This is a genomic window from Sphingopyxis sp. Geo48, assembly GCF_949769155.1.
In the GTDB taxonomy this organism is placed as follows: Bacteria; Pseudomonadota; Alphaproteobacteria; order Sphingomonadales; family Sphingomonadaceae; genus Sphingopyxis.
The window spans coordinates 44465-58056 of sequence record NZ_CATKPA010000003.1; the positions used below are offsets into that span (position 1 = coordinate 44465).

14 protein-coding genes are annotated in these 13592 nt (G+C 65.2%); 11 read left to right on the top strand and 3 right to left on the bottom strand.

Annotation, left to right across the window (positions count from 1 at the left end; all coding sequences use genetic code 11):
* Positions 1-103: 103 nt before the first annotated feature.
* The 4 genes from rho (at position 104) to QOL79_RS11760 (ending at position 2850) form a co-directional block, all read left to right on the top strand.
* Positions 104-1360 carry a transcription termination factor Rho gene (rho, locus tag QOL79_RS11745; RefSeq protein ID WP_058454326.1) on the top strand — a complete coding sequence of 419 codons (1257 nt, stop codon included), beginning with the start codon at positions 104-106 and terminating at the stop codon, positions 1358-1360.
* Between the two features lie 9 nt (positions 1361-1369).
* Complete coding sequence (locus QOL79_RS11750) at positions 1370-1663, top strand: antibiotic biosynthesis monooxygenase family protein (RefSeq protein WP_283419709.1); 294 nt, start codon at positions 1370-1372, stop codon at positions 1661-1663.
* On the top strand, positions 1660-2385 hold the full coding sequence (locus QOL79_RS11755) for a TerC family protein (RefSeq protein ID WP_204993533.1): 726 nt from the start codon (positions 1660-1662) through the stop codon (positions 2383-2385). Before QOL79_RS11750 ends, QOL79_RS11755 begins: the two co-directional genes overlap by 4 nt.
* A gap of 63 nt (positions 2386-2448) precedes the next feature.
* Positions 2449-2850: a DUF1489 family protein gene (locus QOL79_RS11760; RefSeq protein WP_283420006.1), complete on the top strand. Its 402-nt coding sequence runs from the start codon at positions 2449-2451 to the stop codon at positions 2848-2850.
* Here QOL79_RS11760 and QOL79_RS11765 read toward each other — a convergent pair.
* Genes QOL79_RS11765 through QOL79_RS11775 form a run of 3 tightly spaced genes read right to left on the bottom strand, consistent with a single transcriptional unit; the run spans position 2847 to position 5533 of the window.
* Positions 2847-4424 (bottom strand): FMN-binding glutamate synthase family protein, encoded by a 1578-nt coding sequence (locus tag QOL79_RS11765; RefSeq protein WP_283419710.1) that lies wholly within the window; start codon positions 4422-4424, stop codon positions 2847-2849. The genes QOL79_RS11760 and QOL79_RS11765 overlap by 4 nt on opposite strands.
* A 15-nt stretch (positions 4425-4439) precedes the next feature.
* Complete coding sequence (locus QOL79_RS11770; protein WP_058454413.1) at positions 4440-4799, bottom strand: nuclear transport factor 2 family protein; 360 nt, start codon at positions 4797-4799, stop codon at positions 4440-4442.
* A 35-nt stretch (positions 4800-4834) separates the two neighbouring features.
* On the bottom strand, positions 4835-5533 hold the full coding sequence (locus tag QOL79_RS11775) for a dienelactone hydrolase family protein (RefSeq protein WP_283419711.1): 699 nt from the start codon (positions 5531-5533) through the stop codon (positions 4835-4837).
* A 97-nt stretch (positions 5534-5630) separates the two neighbouring features.
* On the opposite strand from QOL79_RS11775, the gene QOL79_RS11780 reads away from it, so the two are divergent.
* The 7 genes from QOL79_RS11780 to QOL79_RS11810 all read left to right on the top strand — a co-directional run bounded on the left by QOL79_RS11780 (position 5631) and on the right by QOL79_RS11810 (position 13382).
* Positions 5631-5918 (top strand): DUF6489 family protein, encoded by a 288-nt coding sequence (locus QOL79_RS11780; protein ID WP_058454412.1) that lies wholly within the window; start codon positions 5631-5633, stop codon positions 5916-5918.
* A gap of 23 nt (positions 5919-5941) precedes the next feature.
* Positions 5942-7246, top strand: a complete 1305-nt coding sequence (mnmE, locus tag QOL79_RS11785) for a tRNA uridine-5-carboxymethylaminomethyl(34) synthesis GTPase MnmE (RefSeq protein WP_283420007.1) — start codon at positions 5942-5944, stop codon at positions 7244-7246.
* Between the two features lie 295 nt (positions 7247-7541).
* Positions 7542-9413: a tRNA uridine-5-carboxymethylaminomethyl(34) synthesis enzyme MnmG gene (gene mnmG, locus QOL79_RS11790; RefSeq protein WP_283419712.1), complete on the top strand. Its 1872-nt coding sequence runs from the start codon at positions 7542-7544 to the stop codon at positions 9411-9413.
* A 786-nt stretch (positions 9414-10199) separates the two neighbouring features.
* Positions 10200-10859 (top strand): 16S rRNA (guanine(527)-N(7))-methyltransferase RsmG, encoded by a 660-nt coding sequence (gene rsmG / locus QOL79_RS11795; protein ID WP_283419713.1) that lies wholly within the window; start codon positions 10200-10202, stop codon positions 10857-10859.
* The gene (locus QOL79_RS11800) at positions 10856-11638 is read left to right on the top strand and encodes a ParA family protein (RefSeq protein WP_058454320.1); all 783 of its coding nucleotides are present in this window, start codon (positions 10856-10858) and stop codon (positions 11636-11638) included. The genes rsmG and QOL79_RS11800 overlap by 4 nt, the downstream gene beginning before the upstream one ends.
* Positions 11639-12592, top strand: a complete 954-nt coding sequence (locus tag QOL79_RS11805) for a ParB/RepB/Spo0J family partition protein (RefSeq protein ID WP_283419714.1) — start codon at positions 11639-11641, stop codon at positions 12590-12592.
* Between the two features lie 295 nt (positions 12593-12887).
* Entirely contained in the window at positions 12888-13382 is a 495-nt protein-coding gene (locus QOL79_RS11810) for a DUF4402 domain-containing protein (protein WP_058454318.1), read from the top strand.
* Positions 13383-13592: the final 210 nt, after the last annotated feature.

Genomic DNA, 13592 nt, shown 5'->3' on the forward strand with positions numbered 1-13592 from the left:
CCGATCTATCGATAACGGTCGTCCCACGGCCGGATAGGCACCAGCCGGTGCGACGAATTTTTTGTCCAAATTTCTTACTGAATTTCTACCCGGAATCTATCCCATGCACCTCAAAGAACTCAAAACAAAAGCGCCCGCCCAACTCGTCGAAATGGCAGAGGAATTGGGTGTCGAGGGCGCGTCGACCTTGCGCAAGCAGGACCTGATGTTCTCGATCCTGAAGGAACTCGCCGAAGAGGGCGAGGAAATCATCGGGTCGGGCACGATCGAGGTTCTCCCGGACTCGTTCGGTTTCCTGCGCTCGTCGGAGGCCAATTATCTGGCCGGCCCCGACGATATCTATGTCTCACCCAATCAGGTCCGCAAATATGGCCTGCGCACCGGCGACACCGTCGAGGGCGAGATCCGCGCGCCGCGCGACGGCGAGCGCTATTTTGCGCTGACCAAGCTCATCAAGGTCAATTTCGACGATCCCGAGGCGGTGCGTCACCGCGTCAATTTCGACAATTTGACCCCGCTCTATCCGAACCAGAAGCTGTCGCTCGACACCGTCGATCCGACCGTCAAGGACAAGTCGGCACGGGTGATCGACCTCGTCAGCCCGCAGGGCAAGGGCCAGCGCGCGCTGATCGTCGCGCCGCCGCGCACGGGTAAGACGGTGCTGCTCCAGAATATCGCCAAGGCGATCACAGACAACCATCCCGAGGTTTACCTCATCGTCCTCCTCGTCGACGAACGTCCCGAGGAAGTCACCGACATGCAGCGCAGTGTGAAGGGCGAGGTCGTATCCTCGACCTTCGACGAACCCGCGACGCGCCACGTCCAGGTTGCTGAAATGGTGATCGAAAAGGCGAAGCGCCTGGTCGAGCACAAGAAGGACGTCGTGATCCTGCTCGATTCGATCACACGCCTCGGCCGCGCCTACAACACCGTGGTGCCCTCGTCGGGCAAGGTGCTGACCGGCGGTGTCGACGCCAACGCGCTCCAGCGTCCGAAGCGCTTCTTCGGTGCTGCCCGCAACATCGAAGAGGGCGGTTCGCTGTCGATCATCGCGACCGCGCTGATCGATACCGGCAGCCGCATGGACGAAGTGATCTTCGAAGAATTCAAGGGCACGGGTAACTCGGAAATCGTGCTCGACCGCAAGGTCGCCGACAAGCGTATCTTCCCGTCGCTCGACGTCGGCAAGTCGGGCACCCGCAAGGAAGAACTGCTCGTCGAGAAGGACAAGCTCAGCAAGATGTGGGTGCTTCGCCGTATCCTCATGCAGATGGGGACGGTCGACGCGATGGAATTCCTGCTCGACAAGATCAAGGATTCCAAGACCAACGAAGATTTCTTCGACAGCATGAACCAGTAAGCCGGCAAAATGGCCGTCATTGAGCACGCCTTGTTTCCCGTTCGTGCGGGAAGCGAAGCCGGGTTCGAGGCGGCCTTTGCCGAGGCGCGGCCACTGATCGAGGCTTCGCCCGGATTTATCTCGATCGAAATTCGCCGCCCGACAGGAACCGGACAGCCTTATCTGCTTTTGGCAGGATGGAAGTCGATCGCGGATCATCGGGACGGCTTCCGGCAATCGGACCGCTACCAGCAATGGCGGACGTTGCTGCATCGCTTTTATGACCCTATGCCAGAGGTCAGCTATTTCGGAGAGCCACTGTGATCCTGGAAATCTTGACCCATGCCGGCGCAGCGGCGAGCGGCTTTGGCGGCCCCGGCGATATCTGGGCCGCGATCGTCAAGGATTTCTCCAACATCACATCGCCAGCGGCTTTCTCGGCGTTTCTCCAGGTGCTGATGATCGACATCGTACTCGCGGGCGACAATGCGATCGTCGTCGGGGCGCTCGCCGCGGGGCTTCCCGCCGACCAGCGCAAGAAGGTGATCCTGATCGGCGTGCTCGCGGCGCTGGTGCTCCGTATCGCCTTCGCGCTCGTCGTGACGCAGCTCATGCAGATCGTCGGCCTGATCTTCGTCGGCGGACTGCTGTTGATCTGGGTCGCGTGGAAGATGTGGCGCGAGCTGCGCGAAGGTGCGCATTCGGCAGGTTCGCCCGAGATCGAGGGTGACGAGCATTCGGGGCTCAAGCCTGCCAAGAGCTTTGCTGCCGCCGCGTGGGCGGTCGCGGTTGCCGATGTGTCGATGAGCCTCGACAATGTTCTTGCGGTTGCCGGAGCGGCGCGCGAGCATCCGGGGATACTGATCGTCGGGCTGATCTTCGCGGTCGCGCTGATGGGCCTCGCAGCGAATGTCATCGCCAAATATATCGAGCGCTATCGCTGGATCGCCTATATCGGGCTCGCCGTGATCCTCTATGTCGCCGTAAAGATGATCTACGAGGGCTGGATCGATCCCGGCGTTGGGATCGGAACGCTGTTCGGCTAGAAAAGGAAAAGCCAGTCCTTCGCGGGGCTGGCTTTTTTCCTATCGGCTCCCCATTTGACGCTCATGCCCCTGCTTCACATGACCCGCGTCGCCGTCGGCTGCGCCGACTATCCGGCGCTTCAGGCGCGGATCGCAAACTATGCACAAGGCGGCGAAATTCGTTTCACGACGCGGTTCAAACCCAAGCGCGCCGACGAACTGATCGGCGGCAAGCTCCACTTTATCGTGAAGCACACGCTGGTCGGGCGGGTCGAGATATTGCGGTTCGACGATCGCGATGACGGGCGCATCGATATCGTCTGCGCCGCCGAACTGGAACGCGTGCATCCGCAACCGAAGCGTGCGCATCAGGGCTGGCGCTATCTGACCGATGCAGAAGCGCCGAAGGGCGTCGATGACGCGAGCGGGCTTGGTGAACTGCCGCCCGAATTGTATCGCGAACTCGCTGAACTCAGCCTTATCTAGAGGGCGGCGCGAAAGCTGTTGGCGCGTGCCATCGCCCAGTAACGCGCACCCGATACCGAGTCCGGATCGTCGAGCAGCACGCCGCGATCATAGAATTTATAGATACGGTCGATCGAATCCGAGCGAGCCGAATTGAGCCGTTCGTGCAGGTGATGCGGCCGGATCTGCCAGGGGCTGTCGAGCCCCATCGCGCAGCTGATGTCCCAGAGCGCCGACACTGTGGCGGCCTGAAAGCGGCGAACCCGTTCGGCCTTGTCCTCGACCACGAGCCCGCGTTGGCGGCCGGGATCCTGCGTCGCGACGCCCGTCGGGCATTTGTCGGTGTGGCACTTGAGCGACTGGACGCATCCCAAGGTGAACATGAAGGCGCGCGCGGCATTCGACCAGTCGGCGCCAAGCGCGCAGTTCATCGCAAGCCCTGCGCCCGAGTGGACCTTCCCCGACGCCGCCAGCTTCACCTCGTCCTTGAGTCCGCAGCCGACGAGCGCATTGCGCACGAAGATGAGGCCTTCGCGCAGCGGCATGCCAAGGCTGTTCGAAAACTCGATCGGGGCAGCGCCCGTGCCGCCTTCGGCCCCGTCGACGACGATATAATCGAGGCGGATGCCGGTCTCGATCATTGCCTTCATGACGGCATAAACTTCATGCGGCTGGCCGACGCAGAGTTTGATCCCGACGGGCTTGCCGCCCGACAATTCGCGCAGTTTCGCGGCCCATTCGACCAGTTCGATCGGGGTCGCAAAGGCGGAATGGGTGGCGGGCGAAACGCAATCATGGCCTTTGGGGACGCCGCGGGTTGCAGCAATCTCGGCACTGACCTTCGCGCCGGGAAGAACACCGCCGTGCCCCGGCTTCGCGCCCTGGCTCAGCTTGATCTCGATCATCTTTATCTGATTATCGGTTGCGCGATCGCGAAAGCGATCGGGATCGAAGCGACCGGCATCGTCGCGGCAGCCGAAATAGCCGCTGCCAAGCTCCCAGACAATGTCGCCGCCGTGGATGCGATGGTAGGGGCTGAAGCCGCCTTCGCCGGTATCGTGATAAAAGCCGCCGAGCTTCGCACCCCGATTGAGCGCTTCGATCGCGTTCGCGCCGAGCGATCCGAAGCTCATCGCCGAAATATTGAGCAAGGCGGCGTTGTAAGGCTTCGAACATTGCGTGCTGCCGACCTTCACCCGCTGCGCCCGATCGGCGTGTGGCGTCGGTGCCATGCTGTGGCTCATCCACTCATATTCGTCCGAATAGACGTCAAGCTCGGTGCCGAACGGATGACTGTCGAGCTCACCCTTGGCGCGCGCGTAGACGATGTCGCGTTCGGTACGTGCAAAGGGGCGGCCGTCGAGCGGCCCTTCGACAATATACGAATAGAGAAACGGGCGCAGCTCCTCGAACAGCCAGCGGATGCGCGCGATCAGCGGGAAGTTGCGGCGGAGGCTGTGGTGCTGTTGGACGCTGTCGTAGATGGCGACCAGCAGCAGCGGGATCCACAACAGTAGCGTCCAGCGCGCTGGCGCCCACCAGCCTGCCAGTGCGATCGCGACGATGAGGATCGGATAGGCGATCAGCCGGAGCATCGCTTGCGAGCCGGACTAGCTTGCCTGCGCCGCGAGCATGGCGGCCATCTTCTCCCACACCTTGTTGATTGCCTTGAGCGGACGAACCATCACCTTGAAATCTTCAATTTTTCCTTCGTCGTTCCAGCGGATGATGTCGACACCGTTGATCTGGATACCGTCTAGTTCGCTTTGGAATTCGAGCATCGCCTGGTCGCCGTCGACGATCTCGCGCAGGTAGCGGAAATCATCGCCGCCAAGGACGTGGCTTGCAGCGTGGAGATAAGCGAAGACCTTGTCGCGGCCCTCCTGCGGCGTGTGGACCACGGGCGAGTGGAACACCGCATCCTCTGCAAGCAGGTCGCGTAGCGCCTGCGGATCGCCGCCGCCCGCCATATAGGCGTGCCAGGCGGCGAGACCGGGGTGGCGGCTCACGCGAGATGCTCGGCGAAGAAAGCGCGGGTACGGCTGTCGGCGAGTTGCGCACCAGCCTCGTCGCGGCGGTTGCCGCTCGTTGCGGCGAACCCGTGGTCGAGCCCTTCGTAGTCGTGGAGCGTGACCTTGGGGTTCGGATCGAGGCCTTCGTGCATCTTCGCCTGTGCTTCGGGTCCGACGAGATGGTCGGCGGTCGGCACATGGAGCATCAGCGGGTGCGCGATCGCGTGGCTTTCGTTCAGCATCTGGTCGATCATGACGCCATAATAGCCGACCGAAGCGTTGATATCGGTGCGCGCGGCAGTCATGTAGGCGAGGCGGCCGCCGAGGCAGAAGCCTACACACCCCACTTTGTTCGCGCCTTGTGCGTGGAGCCAACGGATTGCGGCTTCGATATCCTTCACGCCGAGGTCGGCATCATATTGGCCGAAATAGCCGAACGCTTCCTGAAGCTCGGCCTCGACATCGGGATCGAGTTCGACGCCGGGGGCGAAGCGCCAGAAAAGGTCGGGGGCGATCGCGAGATAGCCCTCAGCCGCCCAATCGTCGCATTTCTCGCGGATGCCGGCGTTCACACCGAAGATTTCGGGAATGACGATGATCGCGCGCGACGAATCGGCGTCGGGGCGCGCGACATAGGCTGGGATATCGCCTTCGCCGTCGAGTGCGGGGATGGTGATGTTCGTCGCGGACATGGGGAAGCTCCTGACTCTTGCCAATTGGGAGGGAAAGCGCGAAGCTAGCCGCCGTCAGGGCGCGGCTCAAGCGCCGAAAGGGGCGAAAGGCACGGCGATGAAATTCAATATCGAGATCGATTGCACGCCGGAGGAAGCGCGGCGGCTGTTCGGGCTTCCCGACCTCGAGCCGCTGCACGATATCTACCTGAGCCGCGTGAAGGAGCTGATGGCCAAGGGAATAACCCCCGACGTGGTGCAGCAAATGGTCAAGACGTGGGTGCCGATGGGCGGCAGCGGGCTTGAACTCGTCCAGTCGCTGCTCGGCCAGTTCGGCGGTGGGCTGATGGGCGGATCGCCGAAATCGAACGACGACGACAAAGGCTCCAAGGGGCGCAAGAGCTGAGCCAGGATGCAGCGAGTGACACGATTTTCGCGTTGTCGAGCGGGATGCCGCCGGCAGCGATCGGCGTGGTGCGGATCAGCGGATCGCGGGCGGGGGAAGCGCTGACCGCGCTCGCCGGGCGGTTGCCCGAGCCGCGGCGGGCTTCGCTGGCGTCGCTGAGCGACGCGGCGGGCGCACCGCTCGATCGGGCGCTGGTCCTGTGGTTTCCGGGGCCGGCGACGGCGACGGGCGAGGATCTTGCCGAACTTCATCTTCACGGCGGCCGCGCGGTGGTCGCCGCGGTCGAGGCGGCTTTGGCGGCGTTGCCGGGGCTGCGCCATGCAGCGCCGGGTGAGTTCACCCGGCGGGCTTTCCTGAACGGCCGGATCGATCTGGCGGAGGCCGAGGGGCTCGCGGACCTGCTTGCGGCGGAGACCGAGAGCCAGCGGGTGCAGGCGCTGGGGCTGGCGAGCGGGCATGTGTCGCGCGCGGTTGCGGGGTGGCAGGATCGGCTGCTCGCGCTGATGGCGGGGGCGGAGGCCGAGCTCAATTTTGCCGATGAGGATGATGTCGAAGTTTACGAAGGTGCCGCGCAGCGTTTGATCGAGGGGATGGCCGAGCTGGGGGCGGAGCTCGGCGCATGGTTGGCGCGGCCCGCGGCGGAGGTGATTGCCGAGGGACTGTCGGTGGTGATCGCGGGGCCGCCCAATGCCGGAAAATCAACCCTGATCAATGCCTTGGCGCAGCGTGAACTGGCGATCGTGTCGCCGGTCGCGGGGACGACGCGCGATGTGATCGAGACGCCGCTCGCGCTTGACGGGATTGCGATGCGCTTTTCGGACACGGCGGGGATTCGCGCCGAGGGTGCCGACGCGATCGAGGCGATCGGGATCGACCGGGCGAAGGCGGCCGTCGATGCCGCGGACATATTGCTGTGGCTGGGACCGCCAAAAGACGTCCCCGAGCATCCGCGCGCGATCCTGATCGCGGCGCAGGCCGACCGCTGGCGCGGCGACGCGGCGGCCGAGGCCGACGCCGCGCGATGCGACCTGAGCCTGTCGGCGGCGACGGGCGAGGGGATGGACAGGCTCCACGCCTATATCGTCGAGATGGCGCGGACCTTGCTGCCGCGCGAGGGCGAGGCGGCGCTGCGCCAGCGGCAGCGCGCGGCGCTTGCCGAAGCAAAACAATGGCTTGCGATCGAATCGGGCACGCGCGAGGCCGGCGATCTGATCCTGATCGCCGAGCGGCTGCGGCTCGCCGCGACCGCACTTGACCGGATCACCGGACGCGCGGGGGTCGAGGATATGCTCGATGCCTTGTTCGGGCGTTTCTGTATCGGGAAATGATGTTCCACGTGGAACAGATTATTCCGCAGGGCTGCGCGTAAGCGCGAATTTCTCACACAAAGACACAAAGATGGCGCGTTTACCCGCGGCCCGACGCGCCATCTTTGTGTCTTTGTGTGAGATCATATTGGCACCCACCATAAGGGCACAGACACAACGGCCGGGCGCACAGCCTTTTCACGCAAAGGCGTGAAGGCGCGAAGAAGACGGTAGTCCTCTTGCCTGTGCGGGCGACTCTTTGGCGTTGAGCGTGGATGGATTCGGGCCGTGGTTTCGGCTATGCGCGGCCGCAATCATGAACTCTGAAGCAACTTTCGATGTCATCGTCGTCGGCGGGGGCCACGCCGGGACCGAGGCCGCCGCCGCCGCGGCGCGGCTTGGCGCGCGGGTGGCGCTGGTCAGTTTCGATCCGGCGCTGATCGGGACGATGTCGTGCAACCCGGCGATCGGCGGGCTCGGCAAGGGCCATCTGATGCGCGAGGTCGACGCGCTCGATGGCTGGATGGCGCGCGCCGCCGACCGCGCGGCGATCCACTACCGGATGCTCAACGCGTCGAAGGGGGCGGCGGTGCAGGGGCCGCGCATCCAGGCCGACCGAAAACTCTATCGCGACGCGATCCAGGCGCTGCTCGCGGCCGAGGATGGCATCACCGTCGTTGCGGGTGAAGCGGCGGCTTTGGCGCTGGCGGCCGATGGCGCGCGGGTCGAAGGGCTCGAGCTCGGCGATGGATCGCGGTTGGTCGCCGGAGCGGTTGTGCTCGCGACCGGTACCTTCCTTGGTGGCAAGCTGTTCCGTGGCGAGGAGCGGATGGAGGGCGGACGCATCGGCGAAGCGGGGGCGCATAAACTCGCCCAGCAGCTTCGTGCTGCCGATCTGCCGATGGCGCGGCTCAAGACGGGGACGCCGCCGCGGCTCGACGGGCGGACGATCGACTGGGCGCGGCTCGAGGAGCAGCCGTCGGACAGCGTCGAGGGCGCCGACTGGACCTGTTCCACGTGGAACAAGGCGCGGACGGTGCCGCAGATTTTCTGCGCGATCACGCGCACGAACGCCGAGGCCCATGCGATCATCGCGGCAAATCTCGACCGCTCGCCGCTGTTCACCGGTGCGATCGGCGCGGCGGGGCCGCGCTATTGCCCGTCGATCGAGGACAAGATCCATCGCTTCGCCGACCGCGACGGACATCAGGTGTTTCTCGAACCCGAGGGACTCGATTCGCCCCTCGTCTATCCCAACGGCATCTCGACCTCGCTGCCCGCCGACGTCCAGCTCGCGATGCTGCGGACGATGGAAGGGCTCGAGGGGGTGGAAATGACCGTGCCGGGCTATGCCGTCGAATATGATCATATCGACCCGCGCGCGCTCGACCGCACCTTGCAGGTGCGCGCGATCGCCGGACTCTATTGCGCGGGGCAGATCAACGGCACGACGGGTTATGAGGAGGCGGCGGCGCAGGGGCTGGTCGCGGGGGCGAATGCCGCGCTCGCGGTGCAAGGGCGCGCGCCGCTGATCCTCGACCGCAGCGAATCCTATATCGGGGTGATGGTCGACGATCTGGTGCTGCAAGGGGTGACCGAGCCCTATCGCATGCTCACCGCACGCGCCGAATATCGATTGCGGCTGCGCGCCGACAATGCCGCGACGCGGTTGACGCCGAAAGGCATCGCGATCGGGCTCGTCCGGCCCGCGACCGCCGCGCTGTTCGACGCGCGGCAGGCGGAACGGAAGAGGGCGGAAGCACTGCTCGCGGCGCCCGTTGCAAGTGCCGACTATGCGATGATCGGAATGGCGATCCCCGGCGACGGGGCGCAGCGCACGCGTGTCGAACTGCTCCGCTTTCCCGAGGTGAGCATCGCCACGCTCAGGATGCTCGCGCCGGAGCTGGAAGGCATTGACGACGGGATCTTGTCCGAACTCGCCGAGGATGCGCATTATGCGCCCTATGTCGCGCGGCAGGAGGCCGAGCTCCGCTCGCTCGCGGCGAATGAGGCGATCATCCTCGACCCCGCGCTCGACTATGGCGCGATCGGCGGGCTGTCGCGCGAGATGGTCGAACGGCTGAGCAAGGCACGGCCCGAAACGCTGGGGCAGGCGGCACGGATCGACGGGGTGACGCCGGCGGCGCTGACCGCGATCCTGGTGCATAGCCGGCGGCGGGCGGCTTGAGCGGGCGGTTCACAAGATTGGCATGTCGGTTTGGGTTGGATTCCAGACACTCGTCACCCCGGACTTGATCCGGGGTCCACGACTTCAACGCCGCGATGGATCCCGGATCAAGTCCGGGATGACGAAGAAAGGAATATCCTCCCTGCGGCGCAGCCGTGGGGAGGGGAACCGTCGCCGCAGGCGATGGTGGAGGGGCGGCAACCTCGCGTCATTTGCCCCTCCGTCAGCGCTCCGCGCTGCCACCTCCCCATGGCTGCGCCACAGGGAGGAACGAATGCCCGCAATCGGTCGGTTGCAGTCGTAATGTGCACCCCGGCGAAAGCCGGGGCCCATGTAGCAAGCGCAGCGCTCATTGTCTGGATCCCGGCTTGCGCCGGGAGTCACCAAGGCCGCAACCCGTCGTCAGCGGTCATTCGATCCAGACCGGCGGCGAACGGCCGAAAGGGGGTGGGGAGCGGACGCTCCAACCTCGTCATGCTGAACTTGTTTCAGCATCCATGGCCGGGCCTCGCATCCGGCGGCGCGCTGAGGGAAACTGCAGACCATGGACCCTGAAACGAGTTCAGGGTGACGATGCAGGATAGGTCAGCTTCCCGGTCGCTAGATGACGTTGCGATGGAACGGGTCGAGGGGGAGGACTATTTTCTTCTTCCACGGAGGCACGAAGATGTCGCGGTGGCAAAGCTGCCCCTTTATGTCTGTTTGGAAGGCTTTCAAAATCGCACGCAAAGGCGCAAAGGCGCGAAGAAGAATAGCCCCGCTTCGCGGGAATGGTGAAAGAGCAACGTGGCGGACGCCGAAATACTGGACGACGAAGGCGCTGCGCGCGACTGGCTGGCGCGGGCGTTTGTGCCGAGTGCGGAGCAATGGGCGCGGTTCGAGCGCTTTGCGGCGATGCTGGTCGCCGAGAATGAGCAGCAGAATCTGATCGCGGCGTCGACGATCCCGATCCTGTGGGTCCGGCATATCGCCGACAGCGCGCAATTGCTGGCGCTCGATGCGGGGGGCGAAGGACTTTGGATCGACCTGGGCAGCGGGCCCGGATTGCCGGGGCTGGTCGTCGCGATCCTGAGCGAACGGCCGATGCTGCTCGTCGAATCGCGCAAGCGGCGGTGCGATTTTCTGCGTGCGGTGGTGGCGGAGCTTGGTCTGGCGCATGTCGAGATTGCCGAGGCGCCGCTCGAGCGCGTCGAGACGCGCCGTGCGGGCACGATCAGCGCGCGGGCATTCGCGCCGCTCGACAGGCTGATCGACTTATCCGCGCGCTTTTCCACCGAATCGACGCGTTGGCTGCTGCCAAAGGGACGAAATGCAGTAAAGGAACTGGCGTCGCTGCCGCAGACATGGCAGAATCTGTTTCACGTGGAACATAGCCGCACCGACGCCGATAGCCGCATCCTGGTGGGCCAGGGGCGCATCGCGCCGAAAAAGCGAGGAAAAGCATGATTCGTATCGCTGTGGCGAACCAGAAGGGCGGGGTCGGCAAGACGACGACGGCGATCAATCTGGCGACCGCGCTCGCGGCGACGGGGTGGCGCACGCTGATCATCGACCTCGATCCGCAGGGCAATGCGTCGACCGGGCTGGGAATCACGCAGGCGCAGCGCGAGCTGTCGAGTTATGACCTGCTCCGCGCCGAGGCGACGGTTGCCGAATGCGCGGTGCATACCGCGGTACCGCGGCTCGACATCGTGCCGGCGACGGTCGACCTGTCGGGCGCCGAGATCGAGCTGATCGAATTCGCCGATCGCCTCCACCGGCTCGAACAGGCGCTGACCGGCGCCGAGGCGGGGCAGTGGGATATCTGCCTGATCGACTGCCCGCCGTCGCTCGGCATGTTGACGCTCAATGCGCTGATCGCCGCCGAATCGCTGATCGTGCCGCTGCAGTGCGAATTCTTCGCGCTCGAGGGCCTCAGCCAGCTGCTCACCACGGTCGAGCGCGTGCGCGGGCGTTTCAACCAGAAATTGTCGATCCTCGGCGTCGCGCTGACGATGTTCGACCGCCGCAACCGGCTGACCGACCAGGTCTCCGACGACGTGCGCGAGGTGCTCGGCCCGGTGGTGTTCCAGACCGTCATCCCGCGCAATGTCCGCCTGTCCGAAGCGCCGAGCCACGGCCTGCCCGCGCTGATCTATGACCATCGCTGCGCGGGGTCGGCGGCCTATATCGCGCTCGCCCGCGAGCTGATCGATCGCTTGCCCAACGTTCGCAAGGCAGCATAAATGTCTGAAAACGAAAAAGAAACTGGCGCGTCGGCGCCGCGCAAGCGCCCGTCAGGGCTGGGGCGCGGGCTGAATGCGCTGTTCGGCGATGCCGCGGTCGAGGCGCCGGTGCTGGCGACCCCGGGCGCCGCCGCGAAGGCCGCGCCGGTCGCCGCGGGCGATTCGGTGCAGCATGTATCGGTCGGCTCGATTCGTCCGCTGCCGAACCAGCCGCGGCGCCATTTCGACGAGGCGGCGATCGTCGAACTCGCCGATTCGATCAGCGCGCGCGGGCTGCTGCAGCCGATCATCGTGCGTCAGGCGCCCGATGGGCAGGGATATCAGCTCGTTGCGGGCGAGCGGCGCTGGCGCGCGGCGCAGCGCGCGGGGTTGCACCAGATCCCGGCGCTCATCCGCGATCTCGACGATGCCGCGACCTACGAGATCGCGCTGGTCGAGAATATCCAGCGGCAGGACCTGAACGCGATCGAAGAGGCGGGCGCCTATCGCCGGTTGATCGACGATTTCGGGCACAGCCAGGAAGCGCTCGCGAAACTGGTCGGCAAGTCGCGGAGCCATGTCGCGAACCTGATGCGCCTGCTCGACCTGCCGCAGGGCGTGCAGGCGCTGGTGAGCGACGGATCGCTGTCGATGGGGCATGCGCGCGCGCTGATCGGCGCCGACGATGCCGAGGCGATCGCGCGCAAGGTGGTGAAGGAAGGCCTGTCGGTGCGCGCGGTCGAGGCGCTGATCCGCGCCGACAGGGGCGGCGGGCGCAAGGCGGCGGTCGAGCCCGCGGCCGGGTCGGGGCGCGACCCCGATATCATGGCGGTCGAACGCCATCTGTCCGAGCTGCTGGGGATCGGCGTCGCGATCCAATATGCCGGCGGGGGGAAGGGCGCGCTGACGCTGAAATTCGCGTCGCTCGACCAGCTCGACATGATCTGCCAGCGGCTGAGCGGCGAATCGATCTGATTCGCGCGCAGACGGTCGAGCCGGACTCGGCCGGTTTTTGTTCGCCGCTTCCCTTAATTTGTCCCGGCGCGGGCCGTTAATAGCGCACAGGCGGTCCCCACGACTTGCCGATCTGTGGCCCAAGGCCTTGTTTTTGCTCGCTTGCATCCTGCAACGCGGGCCAAATCTCTATGTGCTGTTAACCATGGTTGTTGGGCAAAGCCTGAACGGGTGGCGCGTTAGACGGACCCTCGAATGGGGTGGGATTTCCATTCGAGTTTTCGACTGCACGTCATAGTTCAAGGGACCAAATCATATGCGCACCACTGAAATGAAGCGCGCCCTCGTCGGCGCCGCGATTGCTGCCCTCGCTTTCAACGCTTCGGCGGCGCAGGCGGCGACCACCACGGCGACGGCGAAGGCGCGTATCCTCGCGCCGCTCACCATCGCCAACACCAGCGACCTCGATTTCGGGACGATCGTCAGCGGCACCGGCGCGTCGACCGTCGCGGTGTCGTCGGCGGGCGCGGTCAGCTGCGGCACCGGCCTGACCTGCCTCGGCACGACCTCGGCGGCGAATTTCAACCTCGGCGGCACGAGCGGCGCCAATGTGACGATCAGCGTGCCGGGTTCGGTGAACCTGACCTCGGGCGCGAACAGCATGACCGCGACGCTCGCTTCGTCGGCGAGCAGCCTGACGCTCGGCGCGAGCGGCGGCAGCTTCCAGGTCGGCGGCACGCTGAGCGTTGGCGCCAACCAGGCGGCGGGCAGCTATACGGGCACGTTCACCGTCACCGCCAACTATCAGTAAGATAGCCGAACGGTGGGGGGACGGCGGGCTTCGGCTCGCCGGCCGAGATCGGCCGCCGGGGTACCAGCCCCCGGCGGCCTTTTCTTATGCGCCGTACGGCGGCGGCACCGGCCCGCTCCCCGAATCCTCAACCACCTGCCATGGTTAGCGAAATATCAACCATGATGGCGCAACAGGGACGCGACCAACCAAAGGGGTGACGGCCGTCGC